The following is a 13385-nucleotide window of genomic DNA, read 5'->3' on the forward strand; positions in this document are numbered from 1 at the left end:
AAAACGCACAAGCGCGGTATCCAACTCAAATGGCATTTTCCAACACGCTCCTGCTGATCGCACAGGCGGTCTTCTATTTCGTTGTGATGATCAGTCTGTTGCAGGCGCGGCGGCAGATCGGTATCGGCGTCTTCATGTGCGCCCTTGGCGTGATGCACTTTCTGGAGACCTATCTGGCCAGCGTCTTCTATATCACCTTGCCGTTTGGCATCGTCTCGCCGGGGTCGACGGTCCTCTTTTCCGGCAAGTTGTTGATGATCCTGCTGCTGTATATCCGCGAGGATGCACTGGTCGTGCGGCAGCCGATCTATGGCCTGCTGATCGGCAATTTCCTGATCGTCGGCCTTGTGATGATCCTGCGCAACCATGAGACGGTCATCGTCAGCGAAGGTCGGATACCGGATATCTCCTTTGTCGACGAGATCGGCTGGTTGATGGTGTGGGGCACCATCTTGCTCTTCATAGATTCCATCGCGATCATCGTGCTCTACGAGCGGTTGGGCAAATGGCTGAAGCATCACCTCGCTGCGCGGTTTCTGATCTGCGGGGCTGTTGTGCTGACCTTTGATCAGGCCGGCTTCTACATGGCGCTGCACTATGTTTCAGGTGCGCCGATACAGGTGTTCTTTGGCGGTTGGGCCGCGAAGATGGGTGCCGTGCTGATCTATGTGATCCTGTTCTGGCTCTATCTCAGCTTCGTCGCCAACAAGGAGAGCTGGCTTGCCGATCGGTCGTTTTTAGACGTTTTCAACGTGCTGACCTATCGCGAGCGCTACCATCGGCTTCTGGAGGATTCCCGCGTTGATCACCTGACCGGTGCCCTGCACCGCAAGGCCTATGAGGAACAGGCTCCGCGTATCCTGTCGCAAAGCATGGCGAAGGGACATGCCTTGTCGCTTCTGGTCATCGATATCGACCACTTCAAACGGGTCAATGACGAACATGGCCATCAGGCCGGAGACCGCGTCCTGCAGGCGGTGGGGAAGCTGCTGCAGCGCAATTTGAGATCAGATGACCAGCTGTATCGATTTGGCGGGGAAGAGTTTGTCCTGCTCAGCGATCGGTTGCCTGCCGAAGGCGCCCGGTCCATGGCTGAACGGTTGAGGCACTCGATCGAGATGGAGATGCTTGCCGGCCAAACAGTTCCGGTGACGGTCAGCATCGGTGTTGCAACCTCACCTGAAGATGGCGAAACGGTCGAAAGACTGTTCGATGTCGCGGACAAGCGGCTTTACGAAGCCAAACGTGCGGGACGAAACAGGGTGGTTGGATCTGTGGCGTGATGTTTTTGGTGCGGCTGGATCTGATCGATCCACGTGCCTTACCTAAATTAACGATAACTCGAAATTGTCGCTGCGGAAGTTGCAAAAGCCTTGCCTCTTTGCATCTGCGCCGGGTAAGAAATTGTTCAGGTTAATCAATCATTAACTGTTTGAAGAGTTTCGCGATGAGTATTTCGAGCTTGGCCTGTCAGGCCTATTTTGCCGCCGTTTTCACCTTCATTGGGGCGATGGCGTGGGAACAGCATCCTTCGTTTGGAAAAGCAGTTTCCGACAAGTTTGATCGTGATGCACAGCAGCTCGTTGCAACGGCTGAAGGCGTCTATGATAGGGTCACTTCCGCGCGTGTCCGCCGTTCTGCTGAGGATGCCGGCGAAGCCCTGCAGGGCATGGGGATGATCCATCGCACCTTGCTGCTTCACGTTGCCGAGAAGCTGGAAGAGGTCCAGAAGAAGATGTGACGCTCTGCCTGAGGGGCTAAGGACGTGTGATTTGAAAAGGAGCCGGAAACCGGCTCCTTTTTTGTTTGATGGGCTCTGGAGCATTTCCAGGCGAAGTCGATATCGGTTCGCCGTCAGGAGATGCGCCAAATCACATATTTAGAGCACGTCGAGTGATCCAGTGAATGCGAGACGTGCGTTAAATGCCGCGGCGCAGAACAAGGCTTGCGTCTGCTTTGGTGCGGATGTTTTCAATCTCCGCCAGTCTGGCTTGGACCGCAGTCCAGTCGGCTTCGGTTTCGGCCCGATTGGCAATTCTCTCGCGCAAGAGAGACTTGGTGCGAGGAATATCTCCCAGTTCCGCCGCTGCCATGACCATGTACTGATAATAGATGTCCTGTTGGGCGTGGCTGGCTCCAAGGCCTGAAAGCTCAAACCGCAGTGGCGACAGCTTTTCCAATGCACCGGAAAACCGACCCTGATGAAAGTCTGCGATCGCTTCTGCTGCGCTGGCGGCCAGGAACGACTGTCCATTCGTGCTGTTACCGGCGGCCTTCCACTGAGCCAGCGCACTGGCAATGTGGGTTCCTTCTCCCGAGCGAGCCAGCGCCATTGCTTGATGAGGAACAGTGAACAGTACAGTGTGGTCGCCCAGCGTTTCTCTGGATGCAGTGGCAATCCGGTCCCAGCGGTCACCGACATTCACGCCCTGGAACTCGAGCCGCGACAGCATGGAGGCGGCGTTTTGGATATCGAGGTAAAAAAGGCTGGTTCTCGGGTAGATCTCCTTGTCCACGAGCCCCAAGACTTCGTCCAGTTTGCCCTGAGCCATCTTGAACAGGGCAAGGTGCCACCAGATGTGACCCCGAAACAGATTGTAGTCGTTCAGCTTGCCTGCCACGCTCTCGATGTGAGCCTCGCCTTCCTTGCTGCGTCCCTGCATTTCAAACACATGCGCAAGGGCATGAAGCGACCAGAGGTCTGTCGCATGGATCTCCAGGGCTTCGCGCGCATATCTTTCTGCCAGGGCAAAGCGGCCAGCTTCTTCCAGGGCAAAGGCGAGGGGGCCAAGAATCAGACCATAGCCCGGTGTTTCCGGTGACCAGTACGGGAGAGTCTGAATGGCTGCGGTCAGCTGTCTCTTCTTGTCGCCACTCCAGAACAGCGCGCCGGTCAACTGCCTGTAGGCCAGAAGGTCCATCGGCCATTTGCCGATGATTTCCTCCCAGACTGCATTGCGGCCCTCGTGTTCACCGGAGACCCAATGACCGAGCGCTGTAATGTGAAGTCGCTCGCGTTCCGTCACGGCGGAAGTCAGTTTTCTTGCTCTTTCAAGATAGCCTTGGGCGACTGTTGTGCCGGACGCCGAACCATCGGTCATGATCGAGTATCCGCGAAGCACGTTGCCCAGGACAAATTCCGGAGCTTCTTCCAGCAGGGATTCGAGTTGGCCGACCGTACCTGGCACATAGTGATAAATGTCGTTCAGGATCTGATCGTATGTTTTGACTTGGGTGGCTGTGAGGCCGGTGACCGAAAGTCCCCTTGCATCTGTTGCAGTTGAAATCTGATCCGACATTACCCATCTCCTGGCTGACTATCTATTGATAGGTAGATATGTTTGGCGCCGTGGGATGTCAATCTCCGGCCCAGACGAGTTGGTGCCTAACCATGGAAAGGATTGTGTGATGTTGACGAGCGATCAAAATGACATCGAAACAGCCCGCCGCTATTTTGAAGCGGTTCAGACTGGTGATGTTGGAACGCTTACTGAGCTGCTGGCTCCGGATGTCGTTTGGCATCAGCCGGGGCAGAACAGGTTCTCCGGAACGCATACTGGCCTTCAGGATGTACTGTCGATGATCGGCGGAATGATGGAGGTGTCCAACGGTACATTCCGCATAGATGAAGTTGGTGACCTCATGCCAAATCGCGGAACCGTTGCTGTGCCGATCGCATTTTCTGCCCAAGCGGCGGGTAGGGCGATGTCGATGCAAGGAGTAGACGTGCTTCGTCTGGAAAGTGACCAGATTGTCGAGGTCCGCTTGTTCTCTTCGAGGCAAGATGAAGAAGATGCCTTTTGGGGCTCAGCTGAAGAATAGACTTGTCTTTCCTCTCGGGTCTTGCCCGGACAGCACCAAATTGCAGCTTTGTGGCAGGGTTTGGCGAATGCCAAACCTTGTCGAATTTAAGAACCACGTGCTCACATCCAAGGTGGGTATTTGGTGCGAATTGCGACGTTCTACAACTTCTGATTGTCTAATGCAATTATTGCTGTCCTCGCAAAGAATGGGGCCGGTATTTATTTTTTCCGCATGTTTCCGTGTGTCTTTCAGAAGTATAACGTGGAATACGTAGTATTAATTACCAAGCGTAAGGTCAGGGAAAATTAACAGTCATGTACCACTATAGGTTGGAAGTCTTCGGCAACTCTGGGTAACTCGTGGGGGTGTAGAAGAGGTCCGAAGCGGGAACCCCAAGGGGAAAGGGCACATGGCACGTAATTTATCCGTCACCGGTGTTGAGCGTTTTTTTGGTGAAGACGAGATCATTGTCAGCAAGACTGATCTGAAGGGTCGCATGACCTACTGCAATGATGTCTTCCTCAATATGGCTGGATACACCGAAGCTGAATGTATCGGACAGCCGCACAGCATGATCCGCCATCCGGAAATGCCGCGCTGCGTCTTCAAGCTTCTTTGGGATACCATTCAGGAAGGGCAGGAGATTTTTGCCTATGTGGTCAACCGCTGCAAGAACGGCGACCACTACTGGGTTCTGGCGCATGTGACGCCAAGCCGAACCCGCGATGGCAAGATTGTCGGTTACCATTCCAACCGCCGCGTTCCGGATCGCACCATTTTGGAAAACACGATCCAGCCATTCTACCGCAGCCTTCTGGCCGAAGAGCAGCGCCATTCCGACCGAAAGCTCGGGCTGGTGGAATCCAACGCGATGGTTCATCGCATGCTGCAGGAACATAACGTTCCTTACGACAAATTCATCGCGACGCTCTAGGCGCCGTTTGGAACGATCATCAAAGACGATCGAAAGAATCAGGAACCAACGATGATATTTTCAGGTGGTAACAAGGCCGCGATAAGAAAGGCGCTGACAGTTTGCGAAGCTGTTGCAAACGGCGATTTCGAAGCGCGCATTATCAATATCACGGAAAAGGGCGAAACCGCCGAGCTGATGCATGCGATCAATCGCATGATCGACCGGACCGATGCCTATGTTCGTGAAACCCGCGCTGCGCTAGAATATGTTGCGCAGAACAAATACTACCGCAAGATCTCCGAACGGGGGATGACCGGTACGTTTGGAGAGGCTGCGGCGACGATCAACAACGCCATGCAGTCGATGGAAAATCGCGTTCTGTCCTTCACCGAAGTCGTTCAGGGCTTTGAGGCCCGCATGGGTGAAGTGGTTGGAGCGGTTGCCTCTGCCGCCACCGAGCTGGAAGCATCCGCCAGAACGCTTGAGCAGAACACGGCTGCAGCCAGCGATCAGGCCTATGCGGTGTCTTCGGCTGCCGAGCAGGCGTCCAACAATGTGGGCTCGGTTGCAGCTGCTACCGAAGAGATGACCAACTCTGTTGCCGAGATCAACTCGCAGGTCACCCAGTCCTCGCAGGTTGTTGCCAGCGCCGTGAAGGAAGTGGAAAAGACCACCTCCGACATTGCAGGTCTTTCCGACGCTTCCGACAAGATCGGCAAGGTCATCGACCTGATTGCCGAGATTGCCGACCAGACCAACCTTCTTGCTCTCAATGCGACAATCGAGTCGGCAAGGGCAGGGGAAGCCGGCAAGGGCTTTGCGGTTGTTGCTGCCGAGGTCAAGGAACTGGCCAACCAGACCGCCCGTGCGACGGAAGAGATCCGTGCCCAGATCGCCGGCGTCCAGGCTGCAAGCCAGCAGGCTATTGCGTCCATCGGCACAATCGGGACCACGATTTCAAACGTCTACGAATATGCGTCCGTGATCGCGGCGGCGGTTGAGGAACAGAGCTCTGCGACCAACGAAATCGCCCGCAACGTCGAGCAAGCCTCTCAGGGCACTGCCGAGGTGAGCTCGAATATCGGCCGCATCAGCGAGGTGGTTTCCGATACCAAGGAATCTGCCGGACATATTCTGGAAGCCTCCAGCGAACTTGCCCAGAAGGGTGAGATGATGCGCAAGGAAGTCGGGGAATTCCTGACTCAGGTACGCAAAGTCGTCTGACCCGGTCATACGAAAAGCACAACAAACCCCGCAGAAGTGGAGAGCTTCTGCGGGGTTTTTGCATGCGGGGTTGGTACAGAGGAGCCTAGAACCTGTATGCCGCTTCCAGAAGCAAGCCTGATCGTGTGTAGTCGACGGTGAATTTCTGGCCGCTTCGTTCCAGCTCTCCCTCGAAACGCCAATGCCGGGCGCCCAGGCCAAGTGACCATGCTTCGGTTGGGGAATAGGTGAGAAACACTTCAGCCTGATACCCTTTGGCTTCCTTGCTGGTTTCCACGTTTTGACCGGTGTCGATCTTGCCTACAGGGATATAGGCCGCTTCTGCGTGCCAACCGAATTTGTCCGTGAACTGTCCGTGGCCGGAAACACCCAGACGGCCAAGCAGCCAGGAAGGGTTCCGATAATAGTAGTAGCGGTTTACCGATGGGGTCTTGAACTTGTCATGGACATATTGGTATCCGACAAAGGCACCCAGCGTGTGGCCCTTCAGGTCAAATGCACGAAATCCGAGATCTGCATTGAAGTAGCCAAATGCGCTGTTGCCGAGATCCCGGTCCACGACGTAGGGGCCTTTGAATCGGCCGCCCATATTGGCTCCAATGCCAGCGGTTCCCTGAAAATAGAACCGTGTGGCAGAGCTCTCCAGCCGATAATAGGCTTCAGTCGATATGCTGTTGATGTCTTCAGCGTTAAAAACATGAATGTCGGCGTGGTCGTAGTCAGCCTTTACGGAGCTGAACCATGTTCTCATTCCAAAGGAGCCGCGAAGCTGGGTGCCAGCGACCGGAGGCTTTGTATAGCCGCCACCGATGTCCGCAGCCTCTCCTTGCCCGCAGCTCATAGAGATCAGAATGCCGCAAGCGGCAAGCCCTTGTTTCAACACCCCAAATACTCCAAAAAACAAAAAAGACGCAGGGGAAACCTAAGCGGTTATGGTTAACGCGTGCTTTCACACATGGTTGTTTTTCGGAGTCTTGATAATATTTTCCGGATGTTTCTCGCAGGTAAAACGAGATCTGTGCAGGCAGGCGAACAGAAGCACACGCAGCGCAAAAATTGCGCCTTGCGGCGAAAAAGCTTTTTATTTCAAAGGGAAGGGAATGGTGGGTGCACGGGGATTCGAACCCAGGACCGTCTGATTAAGAGTTTGAGCATAGCTGTGAAAGCAAGTGGTCTGACGTGATATTAAGTGACTGAAAAATAATTTAAAATGCACTGATTATAATCTACCCATATACCGGAAAAGTCGCTAATTTTCCTGAACTGGCATACCCTATAGCATCCCCCACAGGACTGTCTGATTATGAAACTTACTGAAGCTGCAATTGCTCGCATTGCTCCTGGCCCATCTGGCGAAGTTGTGGTGAGAGATTCCCAATTGACGGGTTTCGCCGTACGCGTTCGCCGAAAGGCAGATGGCTCTCTTAGCCATTCATTTTGGGTGATCTATCAGGAACGAACACATGGAAAAAGGCGTACGATCAAGGTCACCATCGGGCAATGGAAAGATCCTTGGACGGCTGCAGCTGCACGCTCAGAAGCTTCAAGGCTTCTAGAAGCCCGGGCCCGGGGAGAACGAGTAGTCAACGCAAAGAAGGCTAGAAAGGCTTCACGCACTATCCGCGATTTGGCTGATGGATTTGGAGCAGATCATTTGCCGTCAGTTAAGCCTTCGACTGCCAAAGACTACACCCACCTCCTAACAAACAAAATTCTACCTGTATTCTCGGATCATAAGGTTGAAGAGGTCACACGCGGTGAAATTCGTGACTGGCATTTGAGCATGCGCAAGACACCTTATTCTGCGAATAGAAGCTTGGCAGTCTTGAGTAAGATGTTCACTTATTCGATGGAGCGTGAGTGGCGAGCGGATAATCCAGCGACAGGAGTGAAGAAGTTTCCTGAGAAGAAGCGCGAAGAGTGGATCGATGAACATGATCTACCGGCATTCAAGTCGGCTTTATCGCAACGAACAGGGCCATACTCCGAAGCAATTCGATTTCTAGCTGTGAGCGGTTGGCGATTATCTGAGGCATTGAGCCTTCGATGGGCTAGCGTGGATTTAAAACGTCAAATTGCTTCGTTGGATGATACCAAAACCGGCGCTCAGGTAAGGTCACTTTCTTCGGATGCAGCTACCATAATAGACCGCCAGCCTAGTCGTAGTGGATATGTGTTCCATCTCCGGTCTCCGCATGCTCCCTTGTGCCGCAAAAACTTGAGAGAAGAGCTGCAGGAGGTTTGCAGATCGGCAGGGATTGAACCCATTACCATCCACGGTTTGCGCCATACGGCAGCCACTTGGTCCGCGATCTCAGGGGCTAATACAATGGAATTAAGAGAGGCTTTTGGTTGGAGAACATCCGCAATGGCCGAACGTTATGTCGAACGCGCTGAAACGTTGGCGCGAAAAGGTGCAGAGCGAGCGGCAAATGCAATAAATCTATTTGACCGGGAGACGTGTGAGGTAAGAGAGTTTCAGAAGAACTAACAAGGTTTATCCACAGGGACTTTTTCCAAAATTGTGCCGTTCTTAAGTCAATCAAAGTTCATTTTTTAGAATTTAGTTAGGTATCTACAACTTATGCGAAAGTTGCTTCTTAAGTATATGAAATATATTTCATATCATGTGACGACTCGTCTGTGTTGAGCAAAACCGCATTTTTTTGAAAATTTGGTTGTATTATTTTTTTTAGAATTATTTCCAATATTTGGAATTTAAAGTCTACAAGAATGGATATTTTGGACTTTTCTCAGTTTGACATTTTTTCTATTTAAAACACCATTAGTCACCTTTTAATGAAAGGAGACACAAATGAACATGAACTTCAAACCAGGCGCGCATGAAGTGTTTAACCTCCGCCTTAAATACTGGGTGGCTGAGGGTAAGCGCGGGCAGGCGTTGTATAACGCTTTATCAACGGACCCCAATTTGCCGCATTTGCTCAACGAGGGCGAAGCCAGCCAGATACTCGGTCTTTCAGTGCGAGCTTTAAGAATGAGAAGGTTCAGAAAACAACCTCCATATTATCGAAAGCTCGGCAAAGCTGTCCGATATACGACTGAAGACCTATGCAACTTTTTGGCTGATGGCTTGATAGAGGGCTGACAGAGCCATTTTTATCTGGGTCGCTTGATTAAAGATACAGCCATTAACGGCGAAAAGTAGGCTGTTCGTTCACCACCTTCGACAGGTGCGTTGTGCGGCACTTGGCCATGAATCCTAAAACCTATCTCTTTCACCCAGTCCGTAAGGTTTGGGATCGAGAAACTATGCTCAATCTAGGAGAAATCTTATGGTTTCCATCACTTATGAAACCGCCGTCTCTACCCCAAGGGGCTCTTACCAATTGCGGTTTTGGGAAAGTCCGTATGAAAGACATGCGCCGCCCTGGGTCGATCTGGTGGATTTAGCCACAACGCTTATACGTCCGGCTGAAATTTCGAAAGCAGTTCGTGCGCACGCTGGTAGCCCAGTTGTGCAGCATGGACGCACATTTCCGGCCAAGCCAGAGGATCTCTACCTTGTGAGTCTGGCCGAGTCATTTGCTTTTGCAGAACGAGCGGTCAGTTGCTCGTTTTTAGCCACTCTGCCTTCTCTGCTTTGGATGGATATTGCTTGCTGCGCGCTAAAGCATTTCATGGCTGGAATTGGGGGGACGGTCGAAATGGTTCTTGAGGACTGGGAGGAGGAGCTCGGCCGAACAAGGGTAAAGCTCCGGCTTGGTGATGATTTGGATCTTTGTGAACAGGCTAGATTCAACTTGATCAATTGTGTGCAAGCTACAACCGATCGCTAGGTCTTCGCCAATGTACCAGGGAGTACATGCTGTAATCGTCCAGGGTTCGCTGGTGGAATTTGGCAGAGGTCAATGTCTAGCTATCAGAATACGCGAAAGACCCTTCCAAATGGTCGGAGTTCTGGTTCTTTCAAAAAGCAAAAAATTGAAGGGCCGTTTATTGCCTTAACCAGAGAGATACTAGAATCTCCAGCTTGGAAAATGCTTGGTGCCAGTGAACTGCGTGTGTTGTTTCGGCTTGCGCTTGAACATTGTAACCAAGGAGCGCGTGAGAACGGGAATTTGACCGTTACTTATGAAGATTTTGTTGGATATGGGGTTAGCAGAAAAGCAATCTCCAAGTCACTTCGGATACTTGAAGAATTGGGATTTATTGAAATTTCTGCTCAGGGCAGAGGTGCAAATGGGATCCATCGTAAGCCTTCGAAATACCGTCTGACTTGGGTGAACGGAAATTTACAGCCAACCAACGAGTGGCGCCGGATAAAGACTAAGGCCGATGCAGACGCAAAGATCCGAAAAGCGAAATCAAGGGCGAAGGAAGCGGGTATGCCTTACCGCCGCTGAGACAAAAATTCCTCAGTACCCAAATGGGTCTCTATCTCAGTAGTTGACCGGGTACTGACAGGCTCCCGAATTGGTATATTAGAGACTGGAAACCAGTACCCGTTCGGAGACTGCTATATATATTTTGGGAGGGGAGCATCGATATTTGAGTTTGATGATGCTTCCGCGGCCTCTCTTGAAAGGGGCGCCGGGTCTTACCCTACCACTCCCCGCTATTCATCCACATAGTGACAACACCAAAGGCGCGCAGCGCCCCCGCTCTACGGTGGGGGAATACTTAAGCGGCGATAGCGTGCCTGCATCTGAATGTAACGTTTGCGCTCACTGGTACGCCTAGAACCAAGTGGATCATATCGCGCACGCAACCGGAAAACTCTCACAATATCAACGCAATAGGGCGTGTGGCTATAGGTTCTTTCTGGAGGGCCCCCGACCGCGGGGCGGCGGCAGCGCAGTATTTGAGCGTATTTTGACCGATAAAAACGTCGCTTCCGATTCCCATTTTCGTCCTCCCTGAACAAATCTTATTGAAAATATCTTATTAAAAACATGGATTTATCTCCTCTTTAGAGGAATTTTTAAGTTATGCTTGGGTAGTGTTGTTGCGAGAGCGCCTATTTCCTCATCGTTTTTGTGTAGTTTTGTGAAGTTATGAAAAATAGTGAAGAATAGATAATGAAAAAACGTTGATAATATTGTTTATTTACTAATGATTACGGGTTCTCTCATGGTAATTTAGAGTTCAAGGGATTTTTGAGGGTTTTCTGATGGTTGAAGCTGATGGTATTGATCTGAACTCGGATGGAACGGTTTCAGTATCGACCACGGTTCAAGGCGAACGGTGGGCAATTCAAGTTGCGCTTCTCCCTGGCGAAATGCGCGAACTCGCCTTTCAGCTTAACTCGTTGGCCAACGACATTGAATGCGATGTGGAACGTCTGTCGAGACTCGTTGTCCTAAGAAGTGAAATTGCCGGGTCTGCGTAGATGGGCCCTTCATTTTTTCGCTCAGCATCATTACCAGGGGCGCCGACGTTCGATAGCGAAGCAGGCACGGTCGAGGTTGTTTGGGCCTCGAATACACGTGTTCGACGCAGAGACTTCGAGGGTGAATATTTAGAAGAACTCTCCATGACCCCTGAGGCGGTTAGATTGGATCGGCTTGAGAGTGGAGCCATGTCTGTTTTAGACAACCACTCAAACGGCTCCATCGAAGACCGCCTTGGAACCGTGGTGCCGGGATCAGTCCGATTTGACGGAACTTCTGCCTACGCAACCATTCGACTCTCCAGAAACAACCGGGGTGCTCGGATACTTGCGGATCTTGCCGACGGCCATCCGTTTGCGGTCAGCGTTGGCTACCGGGTGCACAGCACGCAAGACACCGAGACGGAAAACGGAACTTCATTGCGGCTCGTGACGGACTGGGAGCCGTTGGAGCTGTCTATTGTCCCAATACCAGCCGATCCAATAGCACGAACGAGGAAACATCCCATGTCATCTCCGAAATCCGGTAATGCCGCGGTGCCAGAGTTTATAAGTGAAATTGAGGCAATCGCCGTACGCCACGATCTGCCAGCTGAAATGGTCAGCAAGGCAATTGATAATGGGGTTGATATAGATGCCTTCCGCGCGGCAGTTCTGAACTATCTCGCAGACGAAGAGGAAAAAGCGCCCACTTTTGGCATTGCCGCAATGGATATGGAAAAAGGTAGTAGTCGCCGTGCTGTTGAAGAGGCGGTGTACGCTCGAATGGCTGGAGTCCAGCCAACCGATAGTGCTCGCCATTTGATGGAGCAAAGCCTGGCCGATCTTGCGCGGGTATGTCTCGAAGAACGGAATATCGATACTCGGCAGTTGACGCGAAATGAGGTTCTGGAACGGAGTTTCGCCGCTCATACAACGAGTGATTTTCCGATGTTGCTTCAGTCCGCCGGAAGGCGCGTACTTCATGAGAATTTCCAGCTTGCGCAAAGTCCGGTTCGTCGAATGCTAACCCGGTCGATTTTGCTCTCGGATTTCAGATCCAAACAAGGCATTCGCCTGTCCGATATGGGGCTTTTGGAAAAGGTCAACGAAGCTGGCGAGGTCAGTCATACAACACGCGCGGAAGTTGGCGCTGAAAGCTACAAGCTGGACACGTTTGCGCGGATCTTCTCCATGTCGCGGCAGGCATTGATCAATGATGATCTTGATGCTTTTGCTGACTTCTCCAGAACAGCCGGCCGAATGGCTGCGGAAACCGAAAACAGACTTGTTTTCGGTCTTCTCAAGTCAAACCCGATCATGGATGAAACCGGCAAAAGCCTCTTTCACCTGGATCACAATAATCTCGCTGTCGCTCCCGCGCCCCTATCGGAAGACACCCTGTCCGCAGCGCGGAGGGCAATGCGCACTCAACGGGCCTTGGATAATGGTGAAAAGGATCGTCCGTTCCTGAGCGTTCAGCCGAAGTATCTGGTAGTTGGGCCGGAGTTGGAAACGACTGCAGAAAAGCAGTTGGCGGCCATTTATGCTGCAACGACCGGCGATGTGAATCCCTTCACAAACCGGCTTGAACTTCTTGTGGAGCCAAGGATTGAAGACGATAGTTGGTTCGTCTTTGCCGATCCGGCGAATTATCCGGTTCTCGAGCATGCTTACTTGTCTGGCGCACCAGGTCCGCAAATGGCCAGCGAGAACGGATTTGAAATCATGGGCGTCCGGTTCCGCGTAAGTCTGGATTTCGGAGCTGGGGTAATCGATTACCGCGGAGCATATGGCGCGTTCAGCTCGTAATGGCCGGGTCTTGGTATGGTAGATTGATTGGCGAGATGAGCCGCAAGACAGTCGGGCAGATGACAAAGCGGTCTGCCGGTGTTTGTCCATCCAAAATCATGGGGCTCTGGAAGTTCTGGTCAATATAAAATCTATACCTGCATTCCGCTTTTGGTCTAAGCTGCGCTCGTTTTCTAGGAATGTGAGTGCAGCTTTTTTATGTCTAGCGATATTGATGCTTTTATCGAGCGTTGGCAGCCGTCGAGCTATGACTGAATCTGGTGTTTGTGGGATTTGAATGACGGCGGTGCATCTGGT

13 protein-coding genes are annotated in these 13385 nt (G+C 52.0%); 11 read left to right on the forward strand and 2 right to left on the reverse strand.

Annotation, left to right across the window (positions count from 1 at the left end):
• Window positions 1-29: 29 nt before the first annotated feature.
• The gene (locus tag F0155_RS15805) at window positions 30-1283 is read left to right on the forward strand and encodes a GGDEF domain-containing protein (protein WP_150525502.1); all 1254 of its coding nucleotides are present in this window, start codon (window positions 30-32) and stop codon (window positions 1281-1283) included.
• A 164-nt stretch (window positions 1284-1447) separates the two neighbouring features.
• Window positions 1448-1741 (forward strand): hypothetical protein, encoded by a 294-nt coding sequence (locus F0155_RS15810; RefSeq protein ID WP_150525503.1) that lies wholly within the window; start codon window positions 1448-1450, stop codon window positions 1739-1741.
• 178 nt (window positions 1742-1919) lie between these two features.
• Here F0155_RS15810 and F0155_RS15815 read toward each other — a convergent pair whose 3' ends face one another.
• Entirely contained in the window at window positions 1920-3299 is a 1380-nt protein-coding gene (locus tag F0155_RS15815; protein WP_150525504.1) for a tetratricopeptide repeat protein, read from the reverse strand.
• A gap of 109 nt (window positions 3300-3408) precedes the next feature.
• Between F0155_RS15815 and F0155_RS15820 the strand changes: the two genes are divergently transcribed.
• From F0155_RS15820 to F0155_RS15830, 3 genes are all read left to right on the forward strand, one after another.
• Window positions 3409-3822 carry a nuclear transport factor 2 family protein gene (locus F0155_RS15820; RefSeq protein ID WP_150525505.1) on the forward strand — a complete coding sequence of 138 codons (414 nt, stop codon included), beginning with the start codon at window positions 3409-3411 and terminating at the stop codon, window positions 3820-3822.
• Window positions 3823-4213: 391 nt separating this feature from the next.
• Window positions 4214-4738: a PAS domain-containing protein gene (locus F0155_RS15825; protein ID WP_150525506.1), complete on the forward strand. Its 525-nt coding sequence runs from the start codon at window positions 4214-4216 to the stop codon at window positions 4736-4738.
• A gap of 51 nt (window positions 4739-4789) precedes the next feature.
• Window positions 4790-5944: a methyl-accepting chemotaxis protein gene (locus F0155_RS15830; protein WP_208999315.1), complete on the forward strand. Its 1155-nt coding sequence runs from the start codon at window positions 4790-4792 to the stop codon at window positions 5942-5944.
• 85 nt (window positions 5945-6029) lie between these two features.
• On the opposite strand, the gene F0155_RS15835 is transcribed toward F0155_RS15830, so the two are convergent.
• On the reverse strand, window positions 6030-6827 hold the full coding sequence (locus F0155_RS15835; RefSeq protein ID WP_150525507.1) for a hypothetical protein: 798 nt from the start codon (window positions 6825-6827) through the stop codon (window positions 6030-6032).
• Window positions 6828-7247: 420 nt separating this feature from the next.
• On the opposite strand from F0155_RS15835, the gene F0155_RS15840 reads away from it, so the two are divergent.
• The 6 genes from F0155_RS15840 to F0155_RS15865 all read left to right on the forward strand — a co-directional run bounded on the left by F0155_RS15840 (window position 7248) and on the right by F0155_RS15865 (window position 13088).
• Complete coding sequence (locus tag F0155_RS15840; RefSeq protein ID WP_150525508.1) at window positions 7248-8435, forward strand: tyrosine-type recombinase/integrase; 1188 nt, start codon at window positions 7248-7250, stop codon at window positions 8433-8435.
• A gap of 324 nt (window positions 8436-8759) precedes the next feature.
• A complete protein-coding gene (locus tag F0155_RS15845; RefSeq protein ID WP_150525509.1) occupies window positions 8760-9053 on the forward strand; it encodes a hypothetical protein in 294 nt (97 codons plus the stop codon).
• 187 nt (window positions 9054-9240) lie between these two features.
• Entirely contained in the window at window positions 9241-9744 is a 504-nt protein-coding gene (locus tag F0155_RS15850; protein WP_150525510.1) for a hypothetical protein, read from the forward strand.
• A gap of 72 nt (window positions 9745-9816) precedes the next feature.
• Window positions 9817-10311, forward strand: a complete 495-nt coding sequence (locus tag F0155_RS15855; RefSeq protein ID WP_150525511.1) for a hypothetical protein — start codon at window positions 9817-9819, stop codon at window positions 10309-10311.
• Between the two features lie 767 nt (window positions 10312-11078).
• Window positions 11079-11297, forward strand: coding sequence for a hypothetical protein (locus F0155_RS15860; protein WP_150525512.1), 219 nt, complete (start codon window positions 11079-11081; stop codon window positions 11295-11297).
• On the forward strand, window positions 11298-13088 hold the full coding sequence (locus tag F0155_RS15865) for a prohead protease/major capsid protein fusion protein (RefSeq protein WP_150525513.1): 1791 nt from the start codon (window positions 11298-11300) through the stop codon (window positions 13086-13088).
• The last annotated feature ends 297 nt before the right edge of the window (window positions 13089-13385 follow it).

Origin of the sequence: Roseibium sediminis (assembly GCF_008711325.1) — a bacterium.
GTDB lineage: Bacteria > Pseudomonadota > Alphaproteobacteria > Rhizobiales > Stappiaceae > Roseibium > Roseibium sediminis.

What these genes read in the sequence shown, in the direction of transcription:
- F0155_RS15840 (WP_150525508.1), top strand. Translation starts at nt 7,248, where the DNA reads ATGAAACTTACTGAAGCTGCAATTGCTCGCATTGCTCCTGGCCCATCT.
- F0155_RS15850 (WP_150525510.1), top strand. Translation starts at nt 9,241, where the DNA reads ATGGTTTCCATCACTTATGAAACCGCCGTCTCTACCCCAAGGGGCTCT.
- F0155_RS15805 (WP_150525502.1), top strand. Translation starts at nt 30, where the DNA reads ATGGCATTTTCCAACACGCTCCTGCTGATCGCACAGGCGGTCTTCTAT.
- F0155_RS15815 (WP_150525504.1), bottom strand. Translation starts at nt 3,299, where the DNA reads ATGTCGGATCAGATTTCAACTGCAACAGATGCAAGGGGACTTTCGGTC.
- F0155_RS15830 (WP_208999315.1), top strand. Translation starts at nt 4,790, where the DNA reads ATGATATTTTCAGGTGGTAACAAGGCCGCGATAAGAAAGGCGCTGACA.
- F0155_RS15865 (WP_150525513.1), top strand. Translation starts at nt 11,298, where the DNA reads ATGGGCCCTTCATTTTTTCGCTCAGCATCATTACCAGGGGCGCCGACG.
- F0155_RS15860 (WP_150525512.1), top strand. Translation starts at nt 11,079, where the DNA reads ATGGTTGAAGCTGATGGTATTGATCTGAACTCGGATGGAACGGTTTCA.
- F0155_RS15855 (WP_150525511.1), top strand. Translation starts at nt 9,817, where the DNA reads ATGTCTAGCTATCAGAATACGCGAAAGACCCTTCCAAATGGTCGGAGT.
- F0155_RS15810 (WP_150525503.1), top strand. Translation starts at nt 1,448, where the DNA reads ATGAGTATTTCGAGCTTGGCCTGTCAGGCCTATTTTGCCGCCGTTTTC.
- F0155_RS15845 (WP_150525509.1), top strand. Translation starts at nt 8,760, where the DNA reads ATGAACATGAACTTCAAACCAGGCGCGCATGAAGTGTTTAACCTCCGC.
- F0155_RS15825 (WP_150525506.1), top strand. Translation starts at nt 4,214, where the DNA reads ATGGCACGTAATTTATCCGTCACCGGTGTTGAGCGTTTTTTTGGTGAA.
- F0155_RS15820 (WP_150525505.1), top strand. Translation starts at nt 3,409, where the DNA reads ATGTTGACGAGCGATCAAAATGACATCGAAACAGCCCGCCGCTATTTT.